The organism is Pseudonocardia petroleophila (genome assembly GCF_014235185.1).
Classification (GTDB): Bacteria; Actinomycetota; Actinomycetes; order Mycobacteriales; family Pseudonocardiaceae; genus Pseudonocardia; species Pseudonocardia petroleophila.
Genome location: NZ_CP060131.1, coordinates 2594841 through 2615439, shown reverse-complemented (window position 1 = coordinate 2615439; position 20599 = coordinate 2594841). Strand labels below are relative to the sequence as shown.

At 74.3% G+C, this 20599-nt stretch carries 19 protein-coding genes; 4 read left to right on the top strand and 15 right to left on the bottom strand.

From position 1 onward, the window contains the following. Positions 1-5: 5 nt before the first annotated feature. The 5 genes from H6H00_RS13200 to H6H00_RS13180 all read right to left on the bottom strand — a co-directional run bounded on the left by H6H00_RS13200 (position 6) and on the right by H6H00_RS13180 (position 4463). On the bottom strand, positions 6-926 hold the full coding sequence (locus H6H00_RS13200) for a DNA-3-methyladenine glycosylase family protein (RefSeq protein ID WP_185721550.1): 921 nt from the start codon (positions 924-926) through the stop codon (positions 6-8). Further along, positions 919-1983, bottom strand: a complete 1065-nt coding sequence (gene manB / locus H6H00_RS13195; protein ID WP_185721549.1) for a mannose-1-phosphate guanylyltransferase — start codon at positions 1981-1983, stop codon at positions 919-921. The genes H6H00_RS13200 and manB overlap by 8 nt, the downstream gene beginning before the upstream one ends. Then, positions 1976-2641, bottom strand: a complete 666-nt coding sequence (locus H6H00_RS13190) for a glycosyltransferase (RefSeq protein ID WP_185721548.1) — start codon at positions 2639-2641, stop codon at positions 1976-1978. The genes manB and H6H00_RS13190 overlap by 8 nt, the downstream gene beginning before the upstream one ends. A 102-nt stretch (positions 2642-2743) precedes the next feature. Continuing rightward, positions 2744-3586, bottom strand: a complete 843-nt coding sequence (locus H6H00_RS13185) for a tetratricopeptide repeat protein (RefSeq protein ID WP_185721547.1) — start codon at positions 3584-3586, stop codon at positions 2744-2746. Between the two features lie 49 nt (positions 3587-3635). After that, on the bottom strand, positions 3636-4463 hold the full coding sequence (locus H6H00_RS13180; protein ID WP_185721546.1) for a glycosyltransferase: 828 nt from the start codon (positions 4461-4463) through the stop codon (positions 3636-3638). Positions 4464-4629: 166 nt separating this feature from the next. Here H6H00_RS13180 and H6H00_RS13175 point away from each other — a divergent pair, with 166 nt between their 5' ends. Together H6H00_RS13175 and H6H00_RS13170 are read left to right on the top strand one after the other, a co-directional pair. Continuing rightward, the gene (locus H6H00_RS13175; RefSeq protein ID WP_185721545.1) at positions 4630-6372 is read left to right on the top strand and encodes an LCP family protein; all 1743 of its coding nucleotides are present in this window, start codon (positions 4630-4632) and stop codon (positions 6370-6372) included. Between the two features lie 24 nt (positions 6373-6396). Beyond that, positions 6397-7104 carry a TIGR03089 family protein gene (locus H6H00_RS13170; RefSeq protein ID WP_185721544.1) on the top strand — a complete coding sequence of 236 codons (708 nt, stop codon included), beginning with the start codon at positions 6397-6399 and terminating at the stop codon, positions 7102-7104. 69 nt (positions 7105-7173) lie between these two features. On the opposite strand, the gene H6H00_RS13165 is transcribed toward H6H00_RS13170, so the two are convergent. Together H6H00_RS13165 and H6H00_RS13160 are read right to left on the bottom strand one after the other, a co-directional pair. Further along, positions 7174-8472, bottom strand: coding sequence for an HNH endonuclease signature motif containing protein (locus H6H00_RS13165; protein ID WP_185721543.1), 1299 nt, complete (start codon positions 8470-8472; stop codon positions 7174-7176). A 262-nt stretch (positions 8473-8734) separates the two neighbouring features. Then, positions 8735-9889, bottom strand: a complete 1155-nt coding sequence (locus H6H00_RS13160; RefSeq protein WP_185721542.1) for an acyl-CoA dehydrogenase — start codon at positions 9887-9889, stop codon at positions 8735-8737. A 59-nt stretch (positions 9890-9948) separates the two neighbouring features. Between H6H00_RS13160 and H6H00_RS13155 the strand changes: the two genes are divergently transcribed. Then, positions 9949-10623 (top strand): TetR family transcriptional regulator, encoded by a 675-nt coding sequence (locus tag H6H00_RS13155; protein ID WP_185721541.1) that lies wholly within the window; start codon positions 9949-9951, stop codon positions 10621-10623. A 265-nt stretch (positions 10624-10888) separates the two neighbouring features. On the opposite strand, the gene H6H00_RS13150 is transcribed toward H6H00_RS13155, so the two are convergent. The 7 genes from H6H00_RS13150 to H6H00_RS13120 form a co-directional block, all read right to left on the bottom strand. Then, positions 10889-11227, bottom strand: a complete 339-nt coding sequence (locus tag H6H00_RS13150) for a hypothetical protein (RefSeq protein WP_185721540.1) — start codon at positions 11225-11227, stop codon at positions 10889-10891. Positions 11228-11256: 29 nt separating this feature from the next. Next, entirely contained in the window at positions 11257-12783 is a 1527-nt protein-coding gene (locus H6H00_RS13145) for a nickel/cobalt transporter (RefSeq protein WP_255425728.1), read from the bottom strand. Continuing rightward, positions 12780-14096 (bottom strand): tetratricopeptide repeat protein, encoded by a 1317-nt coding sequence (locus tag H6H00_RS13140; RefSeq protein ID WP_185721539.1) that lies wholly within the window; start codon positions 14094-14096, stop codon positions 12780-12782. Before H6H00_RS13140 ends, H6H00_RS13145 begins: the two co-directional genes overlap by 4 nt. Positions 14097-14196: 100 nt before the next feature. Then, a complete protein-coding gene (locus tag H6H00_RS13135; protein WP_185721538.1) occupies positions 14197-15849 on the bottom strand; it encodes a DUF4331 domain-containing protein in 1653 nt (550 codons plus the stop codon). Between the two features lie 190 nt (positions 15850-16039). Then, a complete protein-coding gene (locus H6H00_RS13130) occupies positions 16040-16918 on the bottom strand; it encodes a helix-turn-helix domain-containing protein (protein WP_185721537.1) in 879 nt (292 codons plus the stop codon). Between the two features lie 179 nt (positions 16919-17097). Next, positions 17098-17613 carry a 5-(carboxyamino)imidazole ribonucleotide mutase gene (gene purE / locus H6H00_RS13125; RefSeq protein ID WP_185721536.1) on the bottom strand — a complete coding sequence of 172 codons (516 nt, stop codon included), beginning with the start codon at positions 17611-17613 and terminating at the stop codon, positions 17098-17100. Beyond that, positions 17606-18781 carry a 5-(carboxyamino)imidazole ribonucleotide synthase gene (locus H6H00_RS13120; RefSeq protein ID WP_255425727.1) on the bottom strand — a complete coding sequence of 392 codons (1176 nt, stop codon included), beginning with the start codon at positions 18779-18781 and terminating at the stop codon, positions 17606-17608. The genes purE and H6H00_RS13120 overlap by 8 nt, the downstream gene beginning before the upstream one ends. Positions 18782-18827: 46 nt before the next feature. Here H6H00_RS13120 and H6H00_RS13115 point away from each other — a divergent pair, with 46 nt between their 5' ends. Next, positions 18828-19337: a GtrA family protein gene (locus H6H00_RS13115; protein ID WP_185721535.1), complete on the top strand. Its 510-nt coding sequence runs from the start codon at positions 18828-18830 to the stop codon at positions 19335-19337. Here H6H00_RS13115 and H6H00_RS13110 read toward each other — a convergent pair. After that, positions 19334-20599, bottom strand: a complete 1266-nt coding sequence (locus tag H6H00_RS13110; RefSeq protein WP_185721534.1) for an ATP-binding protein — start codon at positions 20597-20599, stop codon at positions 19334-19336. The genes H6H00_RS13115 and H6H00_RS13110 overlap by 4 nt on opposite strands.

Here is a 20599-nt window from a genome sequence, read left to right as displayed (position 1 = left end):
CCGGATCACATCGCCCGGTAGTCGCGCGGGGAGAAGCGGGGACCGAACCGGGGCCGGCGGAACCCGCTGATCTCGACGTACCGGACGGCCCGCTGGCGCTGGGGGGCGTACGGGGCGAGCACGTCGAGCATCCCGGCGTCGTCGAGCGGGCGCCCGACCAGGGCCCAGCCGACGAGGGTGGGGATGTGGAAGTCGCCGAAGCTGACGGCGTCGGGATCGCCCCAGACGCGCTGCGCCACCTCGGCCGCGGTCCACACCCCGATGCCCGGGACGCGGCGCAGCAGCTCGCGCCCGGCGCTGCCCCCGAGCACGGCCGCGTTCTCCAGCCGGTGCGCGACGGCGGCGCAGGACAGGATCGCGCGGCGGCGGGCCGAGTCGACGCCGGCGCGGTGCCACTCCCAGTCGGGCACCGCCCGGATCTGGGCCGGGGTGGGCGGCACGCGCATGCCGGCCGGGGCCGGTCCGGGCGGGGCGTCGCCGAAGCGCCGGCACAGCTCGCGCCAGGACCGCCGCGCCTCGGTGCCGGTGACCTTCTGCTCCAGGATCGCCGGCACCAGCTGGTCCCACACCCGCCGCGAGCTGCCGAAGCGCAGGCCGGGATGGCGGCGGTGGGCGTCGGCGACGAGCGGGTGGTGCGCCACGAACTCCTCGGGCCGGTCGTCGGCGCCGAGCAGGGCAGGCAGCCCGTCGAGCGACCACTCCGCCCCCGGGCCCCACGCCCTGGCGAGCACGGACCCGTCGGCGCGGCGGCGCAGCAGCGTCGTCGCGGGGCCGTCGGGGGTGGTGCCGACGAGCCAGATGCCGTCGTCGTCCTGCTGCCAGGTCGGGTCGCCCCGGCCGCGCCGCAGCGGGGCGAGGACACCGGAGAGGTCGACGGGGTGGCCCGGGGTCCACTCCCGCCGCAGCGGTCCGGCCGGCTCAGGCATCCGGGGAGAAGCGGATGCCGCGGACCTGCGCGTCGGGCCACACCCGGGCGCCGCCGCGCAGCTCGCACCCGCTCCCGACCACCGCGCGGTCGCCGAGCACGGTGTCGACGACGACCGCGCCGTCCTCCACGACCGCGCCCGCCCCCACGACGGAGTGCTCGACGACGGCCCCGGCCCCCACGACGGCCCCGTCGAACAGCATCGCGCCCTCGACCGACGCCCCGGCCCCGACGCGCGCCCCGCGCCCGACGGTCGATCCGCCGAACACCTTCGCCGACGGGTCGACCTGCGCGCCGTCGAGGATCATCGCGTCCCCGGTCGGGCCGGGCAGGGCGTCGGACGGGGCGAGGCCGCGGACCAGGTCGGCGGACCCGTGCACCAGGTCGGCGGGCGTGCCCATGTCGCGCCAGTACGCCGAGTCGACGTGCCCGGAGACGCGGCGCCCTGCGGCCAGCAGCCCGGGGAACGTCTCGCGCTCCACCGACACCGCCCGGCCCGCCGGGATGGAGTCGATCACCGAGCGGCGGAAGACGTAGCACCCGGCGTTGATCTGGTCGGTCGGCGGATCCGGCGTCTTCTCCAGGAACGCCGTGACGCGCCCGTCGGCGTCGGTGGGGACGCAGCCGAACGCGCGGGGGTCGGGCACGCGCACCAGGTGCAGCGTGACGTCGGCCTCCGTGCGGCGGTGGGTGTCGACGACGGCGGTCAGGTCGGTGCCCGCCAGGACGTCGCCGTTGAACACGAGCACGTGCTCGGCGCTGAGGTGCTCGGCGACGTTGCGGATCCCGCCGCCGGTGCCCAGCGGCTCCTCCTCGACGACGTAGGTCAGCCGCAGGTCGAGCGCCGCCCCGTCACCGAAGTGCTCGGAGAAGGTCTCCGCGAGGTAGGACGTGCCGAGCACGACGTGCCGGACGCCGGCCGCGCGGATGCGCGAGAGCAGGTGCGCGAGGAACGGGACCCCGGCCGTGGGCAGCATCGGCTTCGGCGCGGAGAGGGTGAGCGGGCGGAGCCGGGTGCCCCTGCCGCCCACCAGCACCACGGCCTCGACGTCATGCATGGCGGAACCCCTTCGCGTAGCGGCGCAGGCCGCGGTCGACGGCCTCCAGCATGCCGGTCGCCGGTCCGGCCCCGACGACGACCTCCGCCGCGGGCACGTGCACGACCAGCCAGCCCGCCCGGACCAGCCGCGCCCCGAGGTCGACGGCGTCGACGGGCCCGAGGTGCCGCGCGTCGAACCCGTCGACGGACTCCCAGGCCGCGCGGCGCACCAGCAAGCACTCGCCCGCGACCCAGCCGACCGGGGCGGTGTGCCGCGGCGCACCGAACGGGACGCGACCCCGCCGCAGGTCACGGGCGGTCGGCAGGGCCCCGGCCGACGGCCGGACGGACCCGTCGGGACCCCGCAGGCGCGGCCCGAGCACCCCGGCCCTGGGGAAGCGGGCCGCCGCGGCGCTCAGCGCCTCGACCGCCCCGGGGCAGAGCTCCGCGCGCGGATCGGCCACCAGCACCCAGTCGACGTCCGCACCCAGCGCCACCACCCCGCGGTTGACGGCGGCGGCGCGCGCCAACAGCTCGCCGACGGCCACCACCCGGGCCCCGGGCACCGGGGCGGCGTCGGCGACGGTGTCGGCGGAGACCACGACGAGCTCGCCGTCGGGCAGACCGGCGCGGAACCGGTCGCCGGGCGTCGCCCACGTCACGATGCCGAACTGCACGCGGCCACCCTATGCGGACCGGGCCGCCCCGATCCCGCGCACCGTGCGTCGGCCCGCGCACCGCCGGACGTGCGCGGGACGACCGACCCGCGCCCGGGCGCGTCAGTCGTCGGCCGGGTCCAGCCCGTCGAGCTCGGCCAGGGTCTCGGCCGCGACCCGGTCACCGCCGTCGGCGGCGACCTGGAGGAACTCGCGGGCGTCGTCGGGGCGGCCGACGTCGAGCAGGAAGCGGCCCATCGTCCACGCCCACCCGGGCTCGGCGTGCCGCCGGGCCTCGAGGAACTCCCGCTGCGCGCCCAGGACGTCGCCGCGCTCGGTGAGCAGGAACTGCCCGTACGCGGTGTGCGCGCGGATCGCCCCGAGCTCGCCGGCCTGCCGGAACAGCCCGTCGGCCTCGTCCAGGCGCGCCTGGGCGGCCCGCACCTCGGCCAGGGCGAGCACGGTGTCGGGACGGGCCGGGTCGGCGTACCGCTCGGCGGCCTCGGCGGCGGCGGGCAGGTCGCCGTCCTCCAGGTGCAGGGCCACGAGGTTGGCCGGGGCGAGCGGGTCGCCCTGCTCCGCGGCCCGGGCGAGCACGAGGACCCCCTCGGCGGTGCGGCCATCGTCGCGCAGCAGGATCCCGAGGTCGTTGGCCGCGCCCAGCTCGCCCGACGACACGGCCAGCCGGAGCACCTCCTCGGCCCGCACCCGGTCGCCGAGCTCGCTCAGCGCCACCCCGAGCCGGCCGGCGAACCGCACGTGCCCCTGCTCCACCAGCGGGGTGAGCCACTCGACGGCGGCGTGCCAGTTGCCGCTGTCGAGGTAGGCGCGGACGAGCAGGTCGGGGGCCGTCTGCTCCCCGGAGGCGACGGCCTGCCGGAGCACGTCGACGGCCTCCAGCGGGCGCCCGGACTCCAGCAGGGCGGCGCCCTCCGCGGCGAGGGGCTCGACCGGAAGCGACGTCATGGAACCTCCTCGGTGGAGTGACCCATGCTGTCAGCTCGATCCGGCTTCGTCACCCTCTGTAGGTAGCGATCACTCTCCGATACGCCATTCGGCGCAGCGCCTCGGGCACCAGCCGGTACCCGCCGCGCACGACGACGTTGCGCGCGAACTGCCCGCGCGTGGTGAACCCCAGCTCCCGGAACCGGCGCTGCACGGCCAGCTCGGCGCGCAGCTGTCCCATCCCGCCGCGGCGGGCGTAGGCCCCGGAGCCGACCCGGTACTTGACCAGCGGCTCGGCCACGTTCGCCACCCGCGCGCCCGCGACGAGCATCTTCGCCCAGAGCAGGTAGTCCTCCATCAGCGCGAAGTCGCTGTAGCCGCCGACCGCGCGGACGAGGTCGCGGCGGTAGACGACGGTGGGGTGGTTGAACGGGTCGGCGAAGCGCGCCCGGACCGCGATGTCGTGCGCGTCGACCGGCGGCGTGCGCGTGCCGACGATCTCGTCCGGGTCGTCGCCGAACTCCTGCAGACCCGACCCGACCAGGTCGACCCCCGACTCGATGATCGGCAGCTGCACCGCGAACCGGTGCGGGAGCGAGATGTCGTCGGCGTCCATCCGCGCGACGACGTCGTGGCGGCAGGCGTCCAGCCCGGCGTCCAGCGCCGGGCCGAGCCCGACGTTCCGCGCGCCCTCGAGCACGTCGACCGGGACGGGGCTCGCGGCCGCCAGCCCGGCGATCGTCGCCTCCAGCGGCGCCGGCACCGGCCCGTCACGGACGATGACGACGTGGTCGGGACGGCGGGTCTGCCCCTCCACGCTCGACCGGAACGCCTCGGTGAGGAAGTCGGCCCGGTCACCGGCCCACACCGGCAGCAGCAGCGAGAACTGTTCGGGCAACTCCGGGTCCTCCGACTCTCCTGCATCGTCACGTTCCGTGCCGGGGCACCGGGCGACGACGGTCACCCGCGACACGCCCGCAGCCTCCCGCGACGCCGCGCCCGATGCTGCACCCTAGAAGGCCGGACACACCGGTCACGCCGTCGGGGATGGAGTGAGGTGGAGCATGGACCCGCGCGACGCAGGCTTCTCGGCTGCCGCACTGCCCGAACCGCCCTGGCTGGCGCGCGCCACCCGCGAGCGCGACGCCCGGGCGGCGGCCTCGCGCGTCGCCTCCACCCGCACCGCGTCCCCTGTCCGAAGTGGATCATCTCGTACCGGCTCGGCCCGGTCGTCCGCGGGGTCGCCCCGGGCCTCCGCCCCGTGGGCGCCCGCGCCGCGCACCCCCTCGACGCCGCCCGCCGGCGCGCCGGCCGCGCGGCGCCGGCCGGTCCGCACCCCGGCCCCGCCGCCGGCCCCGGGCCGGTTCGTGCGGCGGCTGCGGACGGCCACCGTGGTCGCGTCGGTGCTCGTGCTCACCGTCACCGGCACGGCGTGGGGCCTCTACCGCGACATCACCGCCGGCATCGTCACCACCGACGTCATCGCCGGTGGCAGCGACGGGGGTGACCAGAACATCCTGCTCGTCGGCGTCGACAGCCGCACCGACGCGCAGGGCAACCCGCTGCCCGAGGAGATCCTGCGCGAGCTCAACAGCGGCGCCGACACCGGCGTCCTGAACTCCGACACGATCATGATGCTGCACATCCCGGAGGACGGCGGGGCCGCCGCGGCGTTCTCGATCCCGCGCGACGCCTACGTCGACATCCCCGGGTACCGCACCGACAAGATCAACGCCGCCTACCCCGCGGTGAAGGCCCTCACCGCGGAGCGGCTGGTCGCCGACGGGATCCACAACTCCGCGCAGGTCGAGGCCGAGGCCGCCCGCGCCGGGCGCAGCGCGCTCATCGGCGCCGTCGAGCGGCTGACCGGCCAGCAGATCGACCACTACGCGGAGCTCAACCTCGTCGGCTTCTACAACCTGACCCGCGCGATCGGCGGCGTCGACGTCTGCCTCACCGCCCCTGTCGACGAGGAGCTCTCCGGTGCCCGCTTCGCCGCGGGGCCGCAGACGATCTCCGGCCGCGACGCGCTCGCGTTCGTCCGGCAGCGCCACGGTCTGCCCGACGGCGACCTGTCCCGGATCCGGCGCCAGCAGGTGTTCCTCGCCGCCGTGGCCGACAAGGTGCTGTCCGCCGGCACGCTGACCGACCCGACGGCCCTGGCCTCGTTGATCGAGGTCGTGCAGCAGTCGGTCGTGCTCGACGAGGGCTGGGACCTGCTCGCGTTCGCCCAGCAGGCCTCCGACATCGCCGCGGGCAACCTCGAGTTCGTGACGATCCCGACCTCCGGGCAGGAGCGGAACAACCGCGGTGACGTGGTCCTCGTCGACCCCGACGTCGTGCAGGGCTTCATCGAGGAGCGGATCGAGGCGCAGCGCGTCGCGGCCGAGGCCGCCGCCGAGGTGCGCCGGGCCGAGCCCCCGCCGCCGGTCACCGTCATCGCCTCGCGCTACATCGTCAACGTCCGCAACGGCTCGGAGGCGGGCGGCCTCGCCGGCGACGCGCGCAGCTACCTGACCGGCCTCGGCTTCACCGGCGGGACCGTCGACAACACCGAGCCCGCCGAGACGAGCGTCGTGCGGTTCTCCCGCGCCGACGGCGAGGCCGCGCAGTCGGTGGCCGACCAGCTCGGCGGCATCGAGGTCGAGCGCGACGACACCGTCCCGCAGGGCCATCTCCTCGTGGTGCTGGGCGGCGACTTCGACCCGTCGGTGCTGCCCGCGCCCGCCCCCGTCGTCGACGCGAGCGCGCCGCCCCCGCCCGTGGCCGCCCCGATCACCGCGGCCGGGGTGCCCTGCATCGACTGAGCCGCCCCCGGGACACTGGCGCCCGTGTCCCTCACCGATGCGCTCCTGGACCGCTCGTCCGCCCGCCCGCTGATCACCTTCTACGACGACGCCACCGGCGAGCGCATCGAACTCTCCGGGGTGACGACGGCGAACTGGGCCGCCAAGACCGCCAACCTGCTGCGCGACGAGTGCGACGTCGAGCCGGGCACGACCGTCGCCGTCCTGCTGCCCGCGCACTGGCAGACCGCCGCCGTGCTGCTGGGCGCGTGGTGGTGCGGGGCGGACGTCGTCGGTGACCCGGTGGGGGCCGACCTGGTGCTCTGCGACCGCGAGCGCCTCGACCTCGCGCTGTCCGCCGCCCCGCCGCTGGGCGTCGTCGCCCTCTCGCTGCACGCCTTCGGCGCGGGTATCGACGGCCTGCCCGCCGGTGTCGTCGACTACGCCACCGAGGTGCGGCTGCACGGTGACGACTTCGTGCCGTGGGAACCCGTGCCGGACTCCGCCCCCGCCCTCGACGGCGTCCCGGTCGATCGGGTCCGCGACTCGGCCCGCAGCCGGGCGGCCGCGCTGGGCCTGTCGGGCGCGGACCGGGTGCTGTCGACGCTGGAGTGGTCCTCCCCCGGCGGCCTGTCCGACGGGCTGCTCGCCGTGCTCGCCGCGGGCGCGTCGCTGGTGCAGGTCCGCAACGCCGACGAGGCCGCCCTGGCCCGTCGCGCCGAGTCGGAGCGCACCACCACCCGCCTGGGCTGACCCGCCCGACGCCCGCAGCCCTCGCGGTGCGCCCCGGAGTGGTCGGCACCCCCACGACCCGGGCCGCATTCAGGCGTACCGGTGGGGCTCGGTCCGGTAGCGGTGTCCGGTCGGGGTGGTCCACTCCAGTGACCGGTCCGGGTGCAGCGTGACCTGCCAGCCCGGCTGCTCCTTGAGGTCGTGGTGGGCGGTGCACAGGCAGGCCAGGTTGTCCTCGGCGGTGGCGCCGTCGTCGGCCCAGGCTATGACGTGGTCGAGTTCGCAGGTGGTCGCGGCCCGGCGGCAGCCCGGGGCCCGGCAGGTGAGGTCACGGGCGCGGACGTGGTCGGCCAGCCCGGCGGGCGGTCGGTAGGTGGTGCGGCCGTGATCGAGCACCGCGCCCGAGAGCGGGTCGGTGACGAGCCTGCGCCACACCGCGTCCGCGGCCACGTCCCGGGCCAGATGGGCCGGGATCGGGCCGTACCCGGCGATCTCACACGGCCCCTCATCCACCCCGATCAACGTCGAGTACGGGACCACGACGGTGATCAACGGCTTCCCCGGCGTCACCGGAGCCGTCGTCACGACATCCGTCGCGGACGGGTCGCGAATGACCAGCTTCCCGGTCAGCGCGGCGGCGGCGAGGTCGGCGCGACGCTGATCCAGCGTCCGCGGGTCGTCGGCGCCCATGCCGCGGGCCAGACGGGTCAGCCACTCGAAGGAGGATGCGGCGTCCGGGGCGGACATCCGCGCCCACACCGTCGCCATCCCGTCCTCACCGCGGAACACGTCGACCCGGCGTTCCTTCCGCGCCGCCTGATGGCGTTCGACGGCCCCGTCAGGGTCGACGGTGAGGATCGCCCGGCGCAGCGCCGCGGACAACTGCGCCCACGTCTGACCGGGTGCGGCAGGCAGCACCCGTTCCTGCACCGCGACCGCGTTCTCGTCGGACAGGACGGCGAGCCGGTCCAGGATCAGCCGCACCCGCGACACATCGAGCCGGCCGGCTTCCAGCAGGTCTCTGGTCGGGCGCAGCACCCCGTCGAGCCGGATCGCCTGCGCGAGTCGTACCTCCCCGGCCCCCGGCGACAAGGTCAGCGCCATCGCCACCTCGGGCCCGGCCCACTCCCGCGCCGGAACCGCAGTGGTCACCGGCCGGATGGATCCGTCCCCGCCCCGCCGGGCGAACTCGGCCAGAACCGCGAACTGGCGGGCCGCAGCCCACGACACCATCGCCTCGAACCCGACCACGGCATCCACCAGATCGGCGTCGGTCAGCAGGGAGACATCGGTGGTGGCGAGATCGAGTTCGAGCCCGAACGTCCCGGAGGGAACGGCCTCGGACAAAGAACCCGGCGATGGACCGGGATCGAGAACGGATGGGAACATGCGTTCGATTCTACCGGCCTGACGTGCGCAGACCTACGAATCGGCCGAAGAAAGGTGCAGTAGCAAACGCCACCACGGGATCCGATGGCAAGCCGACCCGGACCGCAGACGCCGCCAGGCGTCGAGGACCGGAAGCGGCGCGGCAGCACATCGGTGAACCCGACCACCACACGACAGAACAGCCCCGTCCACGACGAACCGTCCGGACGGCAGCGCCTCCACCACCTACCCGGCCAGCCCGTCGCGGACGTCGCCGCCCCGGTCAGCGCAGCAGCGACCGGGCCATGACCAGACGCTGCACCTGGTTGGTGCCCTCGTAGATCTGGGTGATCTTCGCGTCGCGCATCATCCGCTCCACCGGGAAGTCCTTGGTGTAGCCCGCGCCGCCCAGGAGCTGCACGGCGTCGGTGGTGACCGACATGGCCACGTCGGAGGCCAGGCACTTGGCGGCACTGGAGATGAAGCCGAGGTTCTTCTCGCCCCGCTCGGCGCGCGAGGTGGCGACGTAGACGAGCTGGCGCGCGGACTCCACCTTCATCGCCATGTCGGCGATCATGAACTGGAGGCCCTGGAACTCGGCGAGGTGCTTGCCGAACTGCTTGCGCTCCTTGACGTAGGAGATCGCGATGTCGAGCGCACCCTGCGCGATGCCGACGGCCTGCGCGCCGATCGTCGGGCGGGTGTGGTCGAGCGTCTGCAGCGCGGTCTTGAAGCCCGTGCCGGGCTCACCGATGATCCGGTCGCCGGGGATCGTGCAGTTCTGGAAGTAGATCTCGCGGGTGGGCGAGCCGTTGATGCCGAGCTTGCGCTCCTTCGGGCCGACCTCGAAGCCCGGGTCGTCCTTGTGCACGACGAACGCGGAGATGCCGTTGGCCTTCTTGTCCGGGTCGGTGACGGCCATGACCGTGTACCAGGAGGAGACGCCCGCGTTGGTGATCCAGCACTTGGTGCCGTTGAGGACCCACTCGTCGCCCTGGCGGACCGCGCGGGTCTTCATCGAGGCGGCGTCGGAGCCGGCCTCGCGCTCGGAGAGCGCGTAGCTGATCATCGCCTCGCCGGACGCGATCGACGGGAAGACCTGCTGCTTCAGCTCGTCGGACGCGGAGAGCAGGATCGGCGTGAGCCCCAGCCCGTTGACGCCGGGGATCAGCGACGAGGACGCGCAGACCCGCGCGACCTCCTCGATGACGATGCAGCCGGCGAGCTCGTCGGCGCCCTCGCCGCCGAACTGCTCGGGGATCGTGATGGCGTGGAAGCCCGCCTTCGTCAGGGCGTCCTGCGCCTCGACCGGGTAGCGGCCCTGCTCGTCGACCTCGGCCGCGTACGGCGCGATCTCCTTCTCGGCCAGCGTGCGCACGGCGTCGCGGAGGGCCTCGTGCTCGTCGCTGAGCCGGTAGCTGTCGAAGTCGGAGTTCATGGCCGGGATCGTAACGGCACTGCGTGCCGTTGAGCAAGCTCGCTGTTACCCTGCGTGCCATGACAGGCGCCACGCGGAGAGGCCGGTCCGTCGAGGGCCGCGCCGAGGTGCGGCGCGATCTCGTGGCCGCCGCGGTGGCGCTGTTCCGGGACCGGGGCTACGAGGACACCACCGTCGACGACATCGCGGCGGCCGCGGGCGTCGGGCGGCGGACGTTCTTCCGCTACTTCCGGAGCAAGGAGGACGCGATCTCGCCCGACCACGAGACCGCGCTCGCCCGCATCGCGGAGGTGTTCGCCACCGCACACCCCGACGAGCCGGTCCCGAGCCTGGTGCTGCGCGCCGGCGAGACCGTGTTCGACCTCTACACCGACGACCCCCGGCTCTCGGTCGACCGCTTCCGGCTCACCCACCAGGTGCCTGCGCTGCGCGACCGCGAGTCGGCCAGCGTCGACCACTACCGCCGCCTGTTCACCCGCAACCTGCGCCGCCGGTTCGCCGGCGACGCCGACGGCGACCTGCGTGCCGCCGTCATCGGGGCCGCGGTCGTCGCGGCCCACAACCTCGCCCTGCGGGCCTGGCTCGCCGACGGCGCCCCGGCCGACCGGCTCGACGCCTACCGCGACCGCTTCCGCCGCGTCGCCGACCTGCTCCCCGGCGACGACGGCCTGCTCGACGTCGCGGAACGGCTGGAGATCGCCGTCGGCCGGCTGGAGCGCGGCACGGCGTCCTGAACGGGCCCGGACGTGCGTGATCCCCGGGCCGCATCGCTGGATGCGCATGCCGAGCTGGACGGGCTCGGGCCCGGGGACCACGGGTGACTGCCTGGAACTCGCCGGCACCACACCGGCTCCACAACGGTCGAAGAACTGTCCTCTGTGGTGCTAGCGGACAGCCACCTCACGAATCCAGAAGCTACTCAACGCTGGACCACCTCCTCTCACGTGTGCCACCACCCTACGACCGGATGCGGTACTCGCGCCACGACAATCTCCGACCTCAGCCCAGCACCGTGGGGACCTTCCCGGCCGCGCCTCCGAGGTCGACGTAGGCCTGCCCCCAGGCCCGGTCGGCATCGCCCGCCCGGTCGCCGTCGCAGAACGGCAGGGCCCCGAACTGCGTGTAGTACTTCATCATCGCGAGGACCCGGGCGGTGTCGCGCGTCTCGACCTCGGTGTAGCGCGGGCCCGGCGCGCCGGTCTGGTGCACGAGGCAGGACACGGTCGCTCCCCCCTCGTCGTCGAACAGCGGCCCGAGATCGGGTCCGGACGAGCAGCCGGCGAGGACGGCCGCGACGAGAACGGCCGGGGCCAGGCCGAGGGGGGCGAATCGACGCACCTGATCTCCTGTGTGTTCCGTGGGACGGGTCAGACACCGGTGAGGCTGCGCAGCGCCAGCCCGATCCCGACGACGAGAACGAGCAGCGCGGTGGCCACCGGCAGTACCGCGAGCAGCCTGCCGGCGCGTTCCCGCCAGGCGCGGGTGCGTTCCATGCCGGCGAGGCGGTCACGCACCGACACCAGCAGCAACCCGGCCGCGGTCAGCGTGCCCGCCATGCCCACTCCGTAGCAGACCACGAGCGCCACACCGAACCACGTGCGGCCGAGGTTCACGGCTCCGAGCAGCACCAGCAGTGCGGTGGGACTGGGCACGAGACCTCCGGCCATCCCCATGCCCACGAGGCTCGCGCGGCTCCACCGGTCCGTCCCGTGGCCGCCGTGCCCGTGACCGTGGCCGTGCCCGTGACCGTGGCCGTGCCCGTGCCCGTGGCCCGCCGACGAGCCGCCCACACCGACCCCGACCAGCACGCCGACCCGCTCCGCGGGCGGCACCGCACCGAGTTCCCGGCGCCGCCGCACCGCGGTGTGCAGCAGGGTTGCACCGACGGCCGCCACGAGCAGCCCGCTGACGACGCCGAGCCACGCCATCGCCCGCAGCGGCGCGAACGCGGCCACGGCGACCAGCAGCAGACCGAACACGAGGACCCCGGCGGTGTGCGTGACCGTCACCGCCGCGCCGACGGCCACCGCGTCGCGCCGCGTGCCCTGCTTCCCGGCGAGGTACGCGGCCATGATCGTCTTGCCGTGCCCGGGCAGCAGCGCGTGCGACGCCCCGAGCACGAGTGACAGCAGGATGGCGAGGGTGCCTACGGCCGGGGTCAGCTCGGGGCGCGCGGCGAGCCCGGACAGGAGGTCCTCGGCCTGCCCCAGCAGGTGGTCGAGCCAGCCGACACCGGTGGGCGGGAGTGCGGCGAGCGGCGCGGCCGATCCGCTGCCCGGTGTCACCTCGATCCGTGCCGATCGCTGGTCGAGCGGGCTCGCCAGCAGGTCCTCCGGGTAGACCCGCAGCTCCTGCGACGCGCTCGTCGCCGGCACGTCGGACGCGGAGATCCGCAGCCCGTCGCCGGTGGCGGTGATCTCCCGCCAGCCGATCCGGTCGACACGGAACCCGTCGGTGTAGCCGACCACGGCGGGCGCGGAGAGGTCGGCCGGGGCGGTGAAGCGGCACGTCACCCGCGTCGTCGCGAGTCCCTGGTTGCCGGTCGGGAACTCCGCCGACGAGGAGGCGACGGCCAGCGCGAGCGAGGTCCCGTCGACGGTGATCGAGGTGACCGCCGCCCGGTCCGCGCATTCGGCCACGGCGTGCGCAGCGGCCTCGTCGGGCGTCACCGTTCCGTCGCCGTCGGTGTCGACCGCCACGCGCTGCTGCACGGTGGGCAGCTCGGCGGTGTCCAGCACGGCGAGCACGTCGACGCCGTCGGTCCGCAGCGTCAGCCCGGCGTAGTGGTTGACGGTGAAGTCGCCCAGCGGATGGGCTTGCGCCACCGCGACCGGCACGAGGAGCAGCGCCCCGACGGTGCCGATCAGCACCATCGTCCGCCGCAGGACCCTCACGCGCCCGACTCCAGCCGGGTGCGGGTCGCGACGGCGTCGGGGGCGTGCAGCGGATGGAAGTTCGGGTTGATCGCGAGCGCCTCGTCCAGCGCGGCGATCGCGTCCTCGCGCCGGTCCAGCCCGGCCAGGATCATGCCGCGGTGGTAGGCGTGGGTCGCGTTCCGCCAGCCCGTCGCCGACGCCAGCTCGGCGAAGGGCAGCGCCTCGGCGTCGCGGCCGTTGACGTGCAGCGCCCAGGCCAGCGCGTCGGCGCTGAACATGCTCTGCCTGCGGTCCCACTCCCCCTGCGCGAGGCGCAGCGCCTCGGCCGGGTCACCGTGGTCGGCGGCGACGAGCGCCGCGACCTGGTCGTCGGTGGACCCGGACGACGCGTAGAGCTGCTGCGCCGCGGCGAGCACGTCGTACTGGGCCCGGGCCTCGTCGGCGCGCCCGGCCGACTCCAGCAGCTCGCCGTACTCCAGCAGGTACTGGGGCAGCGGCACCCGGGTCGTGAGGTCGGCGTACGCGGTGATCGCGTCGTCGACGCGGCCCTGCGCCCACGCGATCCTGGCCTGTCCCTGGGCGAGCGCGACGTCGTGCGGGGCCGCGACGAGGCCGGCCGCGTAGTGCTCCGCCGCTCCGTCGACGTCGCCCGCGTTCCAGGCCAGCTCGCCGAGGTAGTAGCGGCAGTAGGCGACGTCGGCGGGGGTGAGCGCGGAGGACAGCGCACGCTGCATCGCCTGGCGGGCCTCGTCCGCCCTCCCGTGCAGCTCCAGGTCGTAGGAGGCGCGCGTGAACGCGGCCAGGCCGGGGTCCACACCGAGCATGGACTCGATAGCGGCGGAGGCGGCTGCGGTGTCGCCGAGCTGGGTGTAGGCGTCGGCCAGCACGCCGTAGACCGCACCGGTGTACGGCCGCAGCTCGCGGGCCCGCTCGCCCAGGTCGCGGGCGGCGGCGAAGTCGTGGCGGGCGTTGGCCAGCTGCGCGAGTCCGATCAGGGCCTCGCCGTTGCCGTCGGGCTCGACGGCCAGCGACCGGTCGAGCGCACCCTCGGCCTGGCCGTAGTACGACGGGTCCCCGGAGATCCGGGCCTGCTCGACGTAGGAGGCGCCCAGCTGCGCCCACAACGGGGCGTTCCCGGGGTTGCGCCGCAGCGCGTCCTGCGTGCGCTGGATCGTCTGCTGCAGGGCGGACGGCTGGGACATCGCCGTGGGTGCGGCCGGGGAGGTGGTGCTGTCGCGAGCGGTCAGCGCACCCGCCACCGCGCCGACCAGGAGCAGCGCGCCGAGGACGACCAGCAGGGCGGGGACCCTCGAACGGGGCTCACCGGTCATGTGACGACCTTCTCATTCGGGACCCGGAGGGTCCGGCTCGGACGGAGCCGGACCCTCCGGGGCTCTCGGGGTGGATCAGGCGGTGACCGGTGTCAGCCGGTCACTTCTCGCGCAGGTGCCGGCCGGCACCGGCACCGATCAGGACCACGCCGGCCGCGCCGGTCATGACGCCCGGCAGCAGGTCGCCGAGGAAGTCGAACATGCCACCCCCGCTGGACGCGGGGTCGGTGGCGGGCGCGTTCGTACGACCCTGGGCGACGGTGCCGTCACCCTGGCTGTTCGCCTCGTCGTTGACGTTGAGGTTGCTCGCGGCCACGACGTAGGGGAACTCGGTGTCGAACCCCTTGTCGTTGGCGTCGACCTCGTCGCCGCCGGAGAGCGGGCCGGTGACGACCGCGGGGTCGAGAGCGGCACCCTGCAGCGCGAGCAGGCCGATGTCGACGACGTCGTCGGCGAGGCGGCGGCCGTTCGGGAAGCCCTGGATGTCATCGCCGAACACGCCGAGGCGGCTGGCCTCGGTCGGCTCGCCGGCCAGGGTGGTCGGCTCCTTGATCGCGGTGTTGAGCCGCAGCATCTCCGACGGCATGAACGTCTTCGGGTCGGCGTCGGCGTTGAGGATCTGGCTGTTCAGGTCGGCCGCGATGGGGGCGGCGGTACCGTCGAGCGTGGGCGCGTCGATCGCGATGCCGGTCAGGAAGATCTCGACCAGGTCGTTGCGCGGGGTGGCCGGGGCCGGGATGCCGTAGATCGCCTCGACGAGCTTCGGGACCTCGGGGTCGGTGACCCGCTCGACGACCGCCGGGATGGTGGCGTCGACGTCGGGGCTGATCGCGTTGAAGGCGTCCTTCAGCCCGACCGGGATGACGACCTCGTTGACCAGCGGGTTGCCCAGGCGCGAGACCTGCACGTAGTCGCCGGACGACTCCTCGACACCGCCACCGAAGGTGACGTTGGCGGCCCGGTCGGTGGTGCTCCACACGCCGATGACCGGGTTGGCCGCGCCGTCACCGTTGAGCGCGACCTCGTCGATCGGCACCTCCAGCACCGTGGTGTTGACGTTGTAGCCGGCCAGGGTGTCCTGGCCGACCTCGGACAGGTCACCCCCGTAGAGCAGGTCGAACACGCGCAGGTCGAGGAAGAACGGGTCCTCGATCTGGCCGACGAAGGTCTCGCCGTCCTTGCCCACGGGCTCGGTGGCGTCCTCGATCAGCGCGTCGTAGTCCGGCACCGACGCCGGGCCGGTGTTGGACGGCGCGGCCTGACCCTCGGCGACGACGGTCTCCACACCGTAGGCGTCGATCTTCGTCAGCGTGTAGTACTGCTTGAACAGCAGGTTCTCGTCGTCCAGGCTCTCGACCGGGCCGTTGGCGTAGAGGAACGTGTTCTGCTGTGCCGCGTTGTCGGTGGTGAACTCGTAGCGGTAGGTGGTGTCGGCCACCGCGTCGCCGTCCGAGTCGATCTTGATGTTGTAGTACGCGTCGTCGGCCCACGGGTAGAACGTCGGGCCGCCGTTCGGCTCCTGGAGGCCGAACCAGTTGGCCACGAACGTCACCTTGTCCGGGTTCTCCGGGGAGACGAACGCGTAGACGTCGGTGTTGTCGTAGGCGGGGGCGTCCGCGATCAGCGGGGCCTCACGGTGGGACGACGCGGTCGCGGCACCGCCGGGGACCAGCGCGAGTGCGGTCGCGGCGAGCGTGGTGCCGGCGACGATCATCGCGGTGGCAGCCCGGCGCCTGTGCGGGGATTGGGACATCTTCCATCCTTTCCCGAGCACCGGATGGGGACCCGGCCCGGGCGACGGTGCCTGCGCACCTGACTCCTCATGGACGACCCGGGATCGGGCCGACGACCGGGAAACGACGCCGGCGATCCGCGGGGTGCGACCCGATACGGTCGGCAACGGCGAATTCGTGAGGTAAATCTTCACGGTTCTACTGCGTTCTTTATGCAGTAGCTTCCGGGTGGCGCCAGAGCAGCGGACGGCCCGACCGGTGCTCGATGACGGCGCTGCGCAGCCCTGCCACGGAGGCCGCGCCGACCGGGGTGGCCCCGGCGAGCACCGCGGCCACCCGGACCATCCGCGCCCAGTCCAGCCCGGACGGCACGACGTGCACGGACGCCCCCCGGCGTCGCGCCCAGCCCCGGACCTGCGCAGGGGTGTGGTCGACGAGCAGCCGCAGCTGCGAGCCCGGGGTGTCGTCGAACCCGTCGAGGAACCCGGCCAGCCCGTCGGCGTCGACGGCGCCGCCGAGGTCGAGGCTGCCGAACCGGGCACCCAGCCGGGGACGGGCGCGCACCGGCATGCGGTCGTCCGGGAGGTCGGTGGCGACCACGAGGGCGAGCACGCCGCCTCCGGCGTCCAGGTGCAGCCCGGCGAACACCGCGGACGAGTGGTCGAACGGGGGCTCGGTGTTCAGACGCACGTGCCCGCCGTCGAGCGGGCTGATGCCCCAGCTGCGCCACACCTTGGCCACCGCGACGTTGCTCACGCCCAGCTCGGCGGCCAGCAGGCGGCTCGACCAGCGGCGGATGCGCAGCCGGGGGGGCGGTGCGCACAGCGTGCGCTCCACGACGGAGACCTGGTCGATGGTGACGGGGCGCCCGGCACGCGGGGCGTCGGCGAGTCCGGCGATCCCGTCGGCGCGGTAGCGCTCGCGCCAGGTGAGCACCGTCTGCGGGGAGCAGCCGAGCTCGGCCGCCAGCGCGGTGGGACCGACGCCCTCGGCCGAGCGCAGGACGATGCGGGCACGCCGAACGGCCGCGGGCCCGAGCGACGCCGACGTGGTCCAGGCACGCAGTGCTGCAGCGTCCTCAGGGTCCACCAGCAGTGGCGGAAACGTGCCCATGAAATAGCGCTCCCCGGCGGAAAGCCGTTCCCGCAGACACCGAGAACTTAGTTCACGCCTTATCGACCGAGGACTGGGATCGATTCATCGGGCGCCTGACAAAGGGTCATTCGCTGTCGATCGGCGAGTGGTTTTCACCCAAACGGGTGATATCGTCAGGAATTGGCTGTGCGTGCCCGCAACGCGGCATCCTTGGCCAGCACGGAGTCGGCCAGCTCGGCCTGGAACGTGACCATGCGCTCGCGCAGGGTGGCGTCGCCCGCCGCCAGGATCCGCACGGCCAGCAGCCCGGCGTTGCGCGCCCCGCCCACCGACACCGTGGCCACGGGGACGCCGGCGGGCATCTGCACGATCGACAGCAGCGAGTCCATCCCGTCGAGGTACGCCAGCGGGACCGGGACGCCGATCACCGGCAGCGGCGTCGCCGAGGCGACCATCCCCGGCAGGTGCGCGGCCCCGCCCGCCCCCGCGACGATCACCCGCAGGCCGCGACCGGCGGCGTCGCGGGCGTAGTCGAGCATGCGCTGCGGGGTGCGGTGCGCGGAGTACACACCCACCTCGAACGGGACGTCGAACTCGGCGAGCGCGTCGGCGGCGGCCTCCATGACGCGCCAGTCCGAGTCGCTGCCCATGATCAGCCCGACGACGGGCCCGGCGATCGGCTCAGTCATGGATCGACCATCCGTCCTTCCACTGCGCGGTCGACAGCCAGTGCGCCGCGAGCGCCGCGCGCTCCCGCACGGCCGCCATGTCGGACCCGAGCACCGTCGCGTGCCCGATCTTGCGCGCGGGCCGCTCGGCCTTGCCGTACAGGTGCACCTTGACGTCGGGGAACCGGGCGAACAGGTGGTGGACCCGCTCGTCCATGCCCATCTCCACCGGACCGTCGGCGCCCAGGACGTTCGCCATCACCACCGCGGGCGCGGTGGGGGTCGTGGTGCCGAGCGGGTAGTCGAGGACGGCGCGCAGGTGCTGCTCGAACTGCGACGTGCGGGCGCCCTCGATCGTCCAGTGCCCGGAGTTGTGCGGGCGCATGGCCAGCTCGTTGACCAGCAGCGCGCCGTCCGTCCGTTCGAACAGCTCGACGGCCAGCAGCCCGGTGACGCCCAGCTCCGCCGCCAGACCGAGCGCGAGCCGCTGCGCCCCGGCGGCGACCTCGTCGTCGAGGCCGGGGGCCGGAGCGAGCACCTGCACGCACTGCCCCGCCTCCTGCACCGTCTCGACGACGGGCCACGCCGCCGCCTGCCCGTACGGCGACCGGGCGACCAGCGCGGCCAGCTCCCGCCGCAGCGGCACGGCCTGCTCGACCATCAGCGGGGTACCCGCGGCGAGCAGCTCCTCGACGAGGGCGTCGTCCGGGGCGTCCAGCATCCACACCCCGCGCCCGTCGTAGCCGCCGCGGACGGCCTTGAGCACCGCGGGCCAGCCGTGCTCGGCCCCGAACGCCTTCACGTCCGCCGCCGATCCGACCGGCGCGAACGGCGGGACCGCGGCACCCAGCTCGCTCAACCGGCGGCGCATCACCAGCTTGTCCTGGGCGAACAGCAGCGCGTCCGGGCCCGGGTGGACGGTGACGCCGTCGGCGACGAGCGCGCGCAGGACCTCCTGCGGGACCTGCTCGTGGTCGAACGTCACCGCGGAGCAGCCGGTGGCGAAGGAGCGGACGGCGGCGAGGTCGTCGGCCGACCCGGCGCGCACGTCGGCGCACACCTGGGCGGCCGGCTCCCCGGTGCCTACGGCGAGCACGCGCAACGACTGGCCCAGCGCGATCGCGGCCTGGTGGGTCATCCGGGCGAGCTGGCCGGCACCGACCATGCCGACGACGGGAAAGGGGTTCACGGTGCCGGGAGCCTACCCAGCGGGGGGCTCTGGCACGATTCACCAGGTGTCCGTCGTCGAGTCGGTACTGGCCCAGATCCCCCAGCCGTACCGCTCCGTCGCGATCAAGCACCGCGAGCTGATCAAGTTCGCGATGGTCGGGGGCACCACCTGGATCATCGACACCGCCGTGTTCCTGCTGCTCAAGAACACCGTGCTGATCGAGAAGCCGCTCACCGCGAAGATCATCGCGGTGCTGGTGGCCACCATCGCGTCCTACGTGCTCAACCGCGAGTGGTCCTTCCGCACCCGCGGCGGCCGCGAGACCCACCACGAGGCCCTGCTGTTCTTCCTGGTCAGCGGCGTCGGGGTGGCCGTCTACACCGCCCCGCTCGCGGTGTCGCGCTACCTGCTGCACCTCAGCGTGCCCGACGTGAGCCTGTTCACCCAGGAGGTCGCCGACTTCGTCAGCGGCCAGATCATCGGCGTCCTGCTGGGCATGGCGTTCCGCTGGTGGGCCTTCCGCCGCTTCGTCTTCCCCGACGAGGACGTGCGCCGCCAGGTCCCCGAGAGCTAGCGGGGGCTGCTCGCCCGGCGCCCGGGCCCGACCACGTCGTCGGCGCGGGCGGCCGGCAGGAAGATCGTGAACGTCGGGGGGCGGGCGCGGGAGAGCTCCAGGCGGCCGCCGTCGGCCTCCACCAGCGCGCGGGCCAGCGCGAGCCCGATCCCGGTCGACGACCCGACCGACACCCCGCGCTCGAACACGTGCGGGATCAGCTCCTCCGGCACGCCGTCGCCCGCGTCGGTCACCTCGATGACCAGGCTCTTCTCGGTGGCCCGCGCCGCGACGACGACCGTGCCGCCGCCGTGGCGCACCGCGTTGTCCAGCAGCGCGCCCACGGCCTCGCGGATGCGGGCCGGCGTGACGCGGGCCAGCAGGCCGTCGGGGACGCGCATCTTCAGAATCCGGCCCTCCGCGCGCAGCGGCGCCCGCCACTCCTGCGCGACGGCCTCCAGCCCCTCCCTCAGGTCCAGCGGCTCGGCCCCCGCGGCGCGCGCGGCCCGGGCGGCCTCCAGCAGCTCGTCGAGGACGGCGGCGAGCTTCTCGGCCTGGTCGAGCGCGGCGAGGGCCTCGGAGCGGGCGCTCGGGTCCGGGTGCGTCGTCAGCTCGTCGAGGCGCAGCTGGAGCGCGGTGAGACGGCTGCGGAGCTGGTGGGAGACGTCGCCGACGAGCTGGCGCTCCCGCTGCACCAGCTCGGCGAGCGCGGCGGCGGAGGTGTCGAGAACCTCGGACACGGCGTCGAGCTCGGGGATGCCGTGGCGGGCCGGGGCGGAGCGGAAGTCGCCCGCACCGAGGCGGGCCGCGCGGTCGGCGACGTCGCGCAGCGGCTCGGCCAGCCGCCGGGCCGTCAGCGTGGCGACGACCGTGCCCGTCGCCACCGACAGCACGACGAGCAGCAGCACCACCAGCGTCACCTGCACCTGCTGGCCGAGCAGCACCGCGCGCGGCTCCTGCATCGTGGCCATGCCGCCGGAGCCGAGCGGGAGCGTCTCGGTGACCGCGTCGTCGCCCACGTCGGACCCGATCACCAGCGGCGCGCGCCCGGCCTGCTCGAGGATCAGCCGCCCGCCACGGGGCACGGCGAGCTCCAGCCCCGCGATGTCGACGGCGGCGCCGGGGCCCTCCAGCCGGGTGGCGACCTGCTCCAGGCGCGACGTCAGCTCGGCGCGGTCGAAGTCGTCGACGAGCTGCCAGGTGGTGATGGCCAGCGGCCCGCCGAGGACGAGCGCGGTGAGGGCGACGACGAGCAGCGTCGACTGCAGGATGCGGCGGCGCAC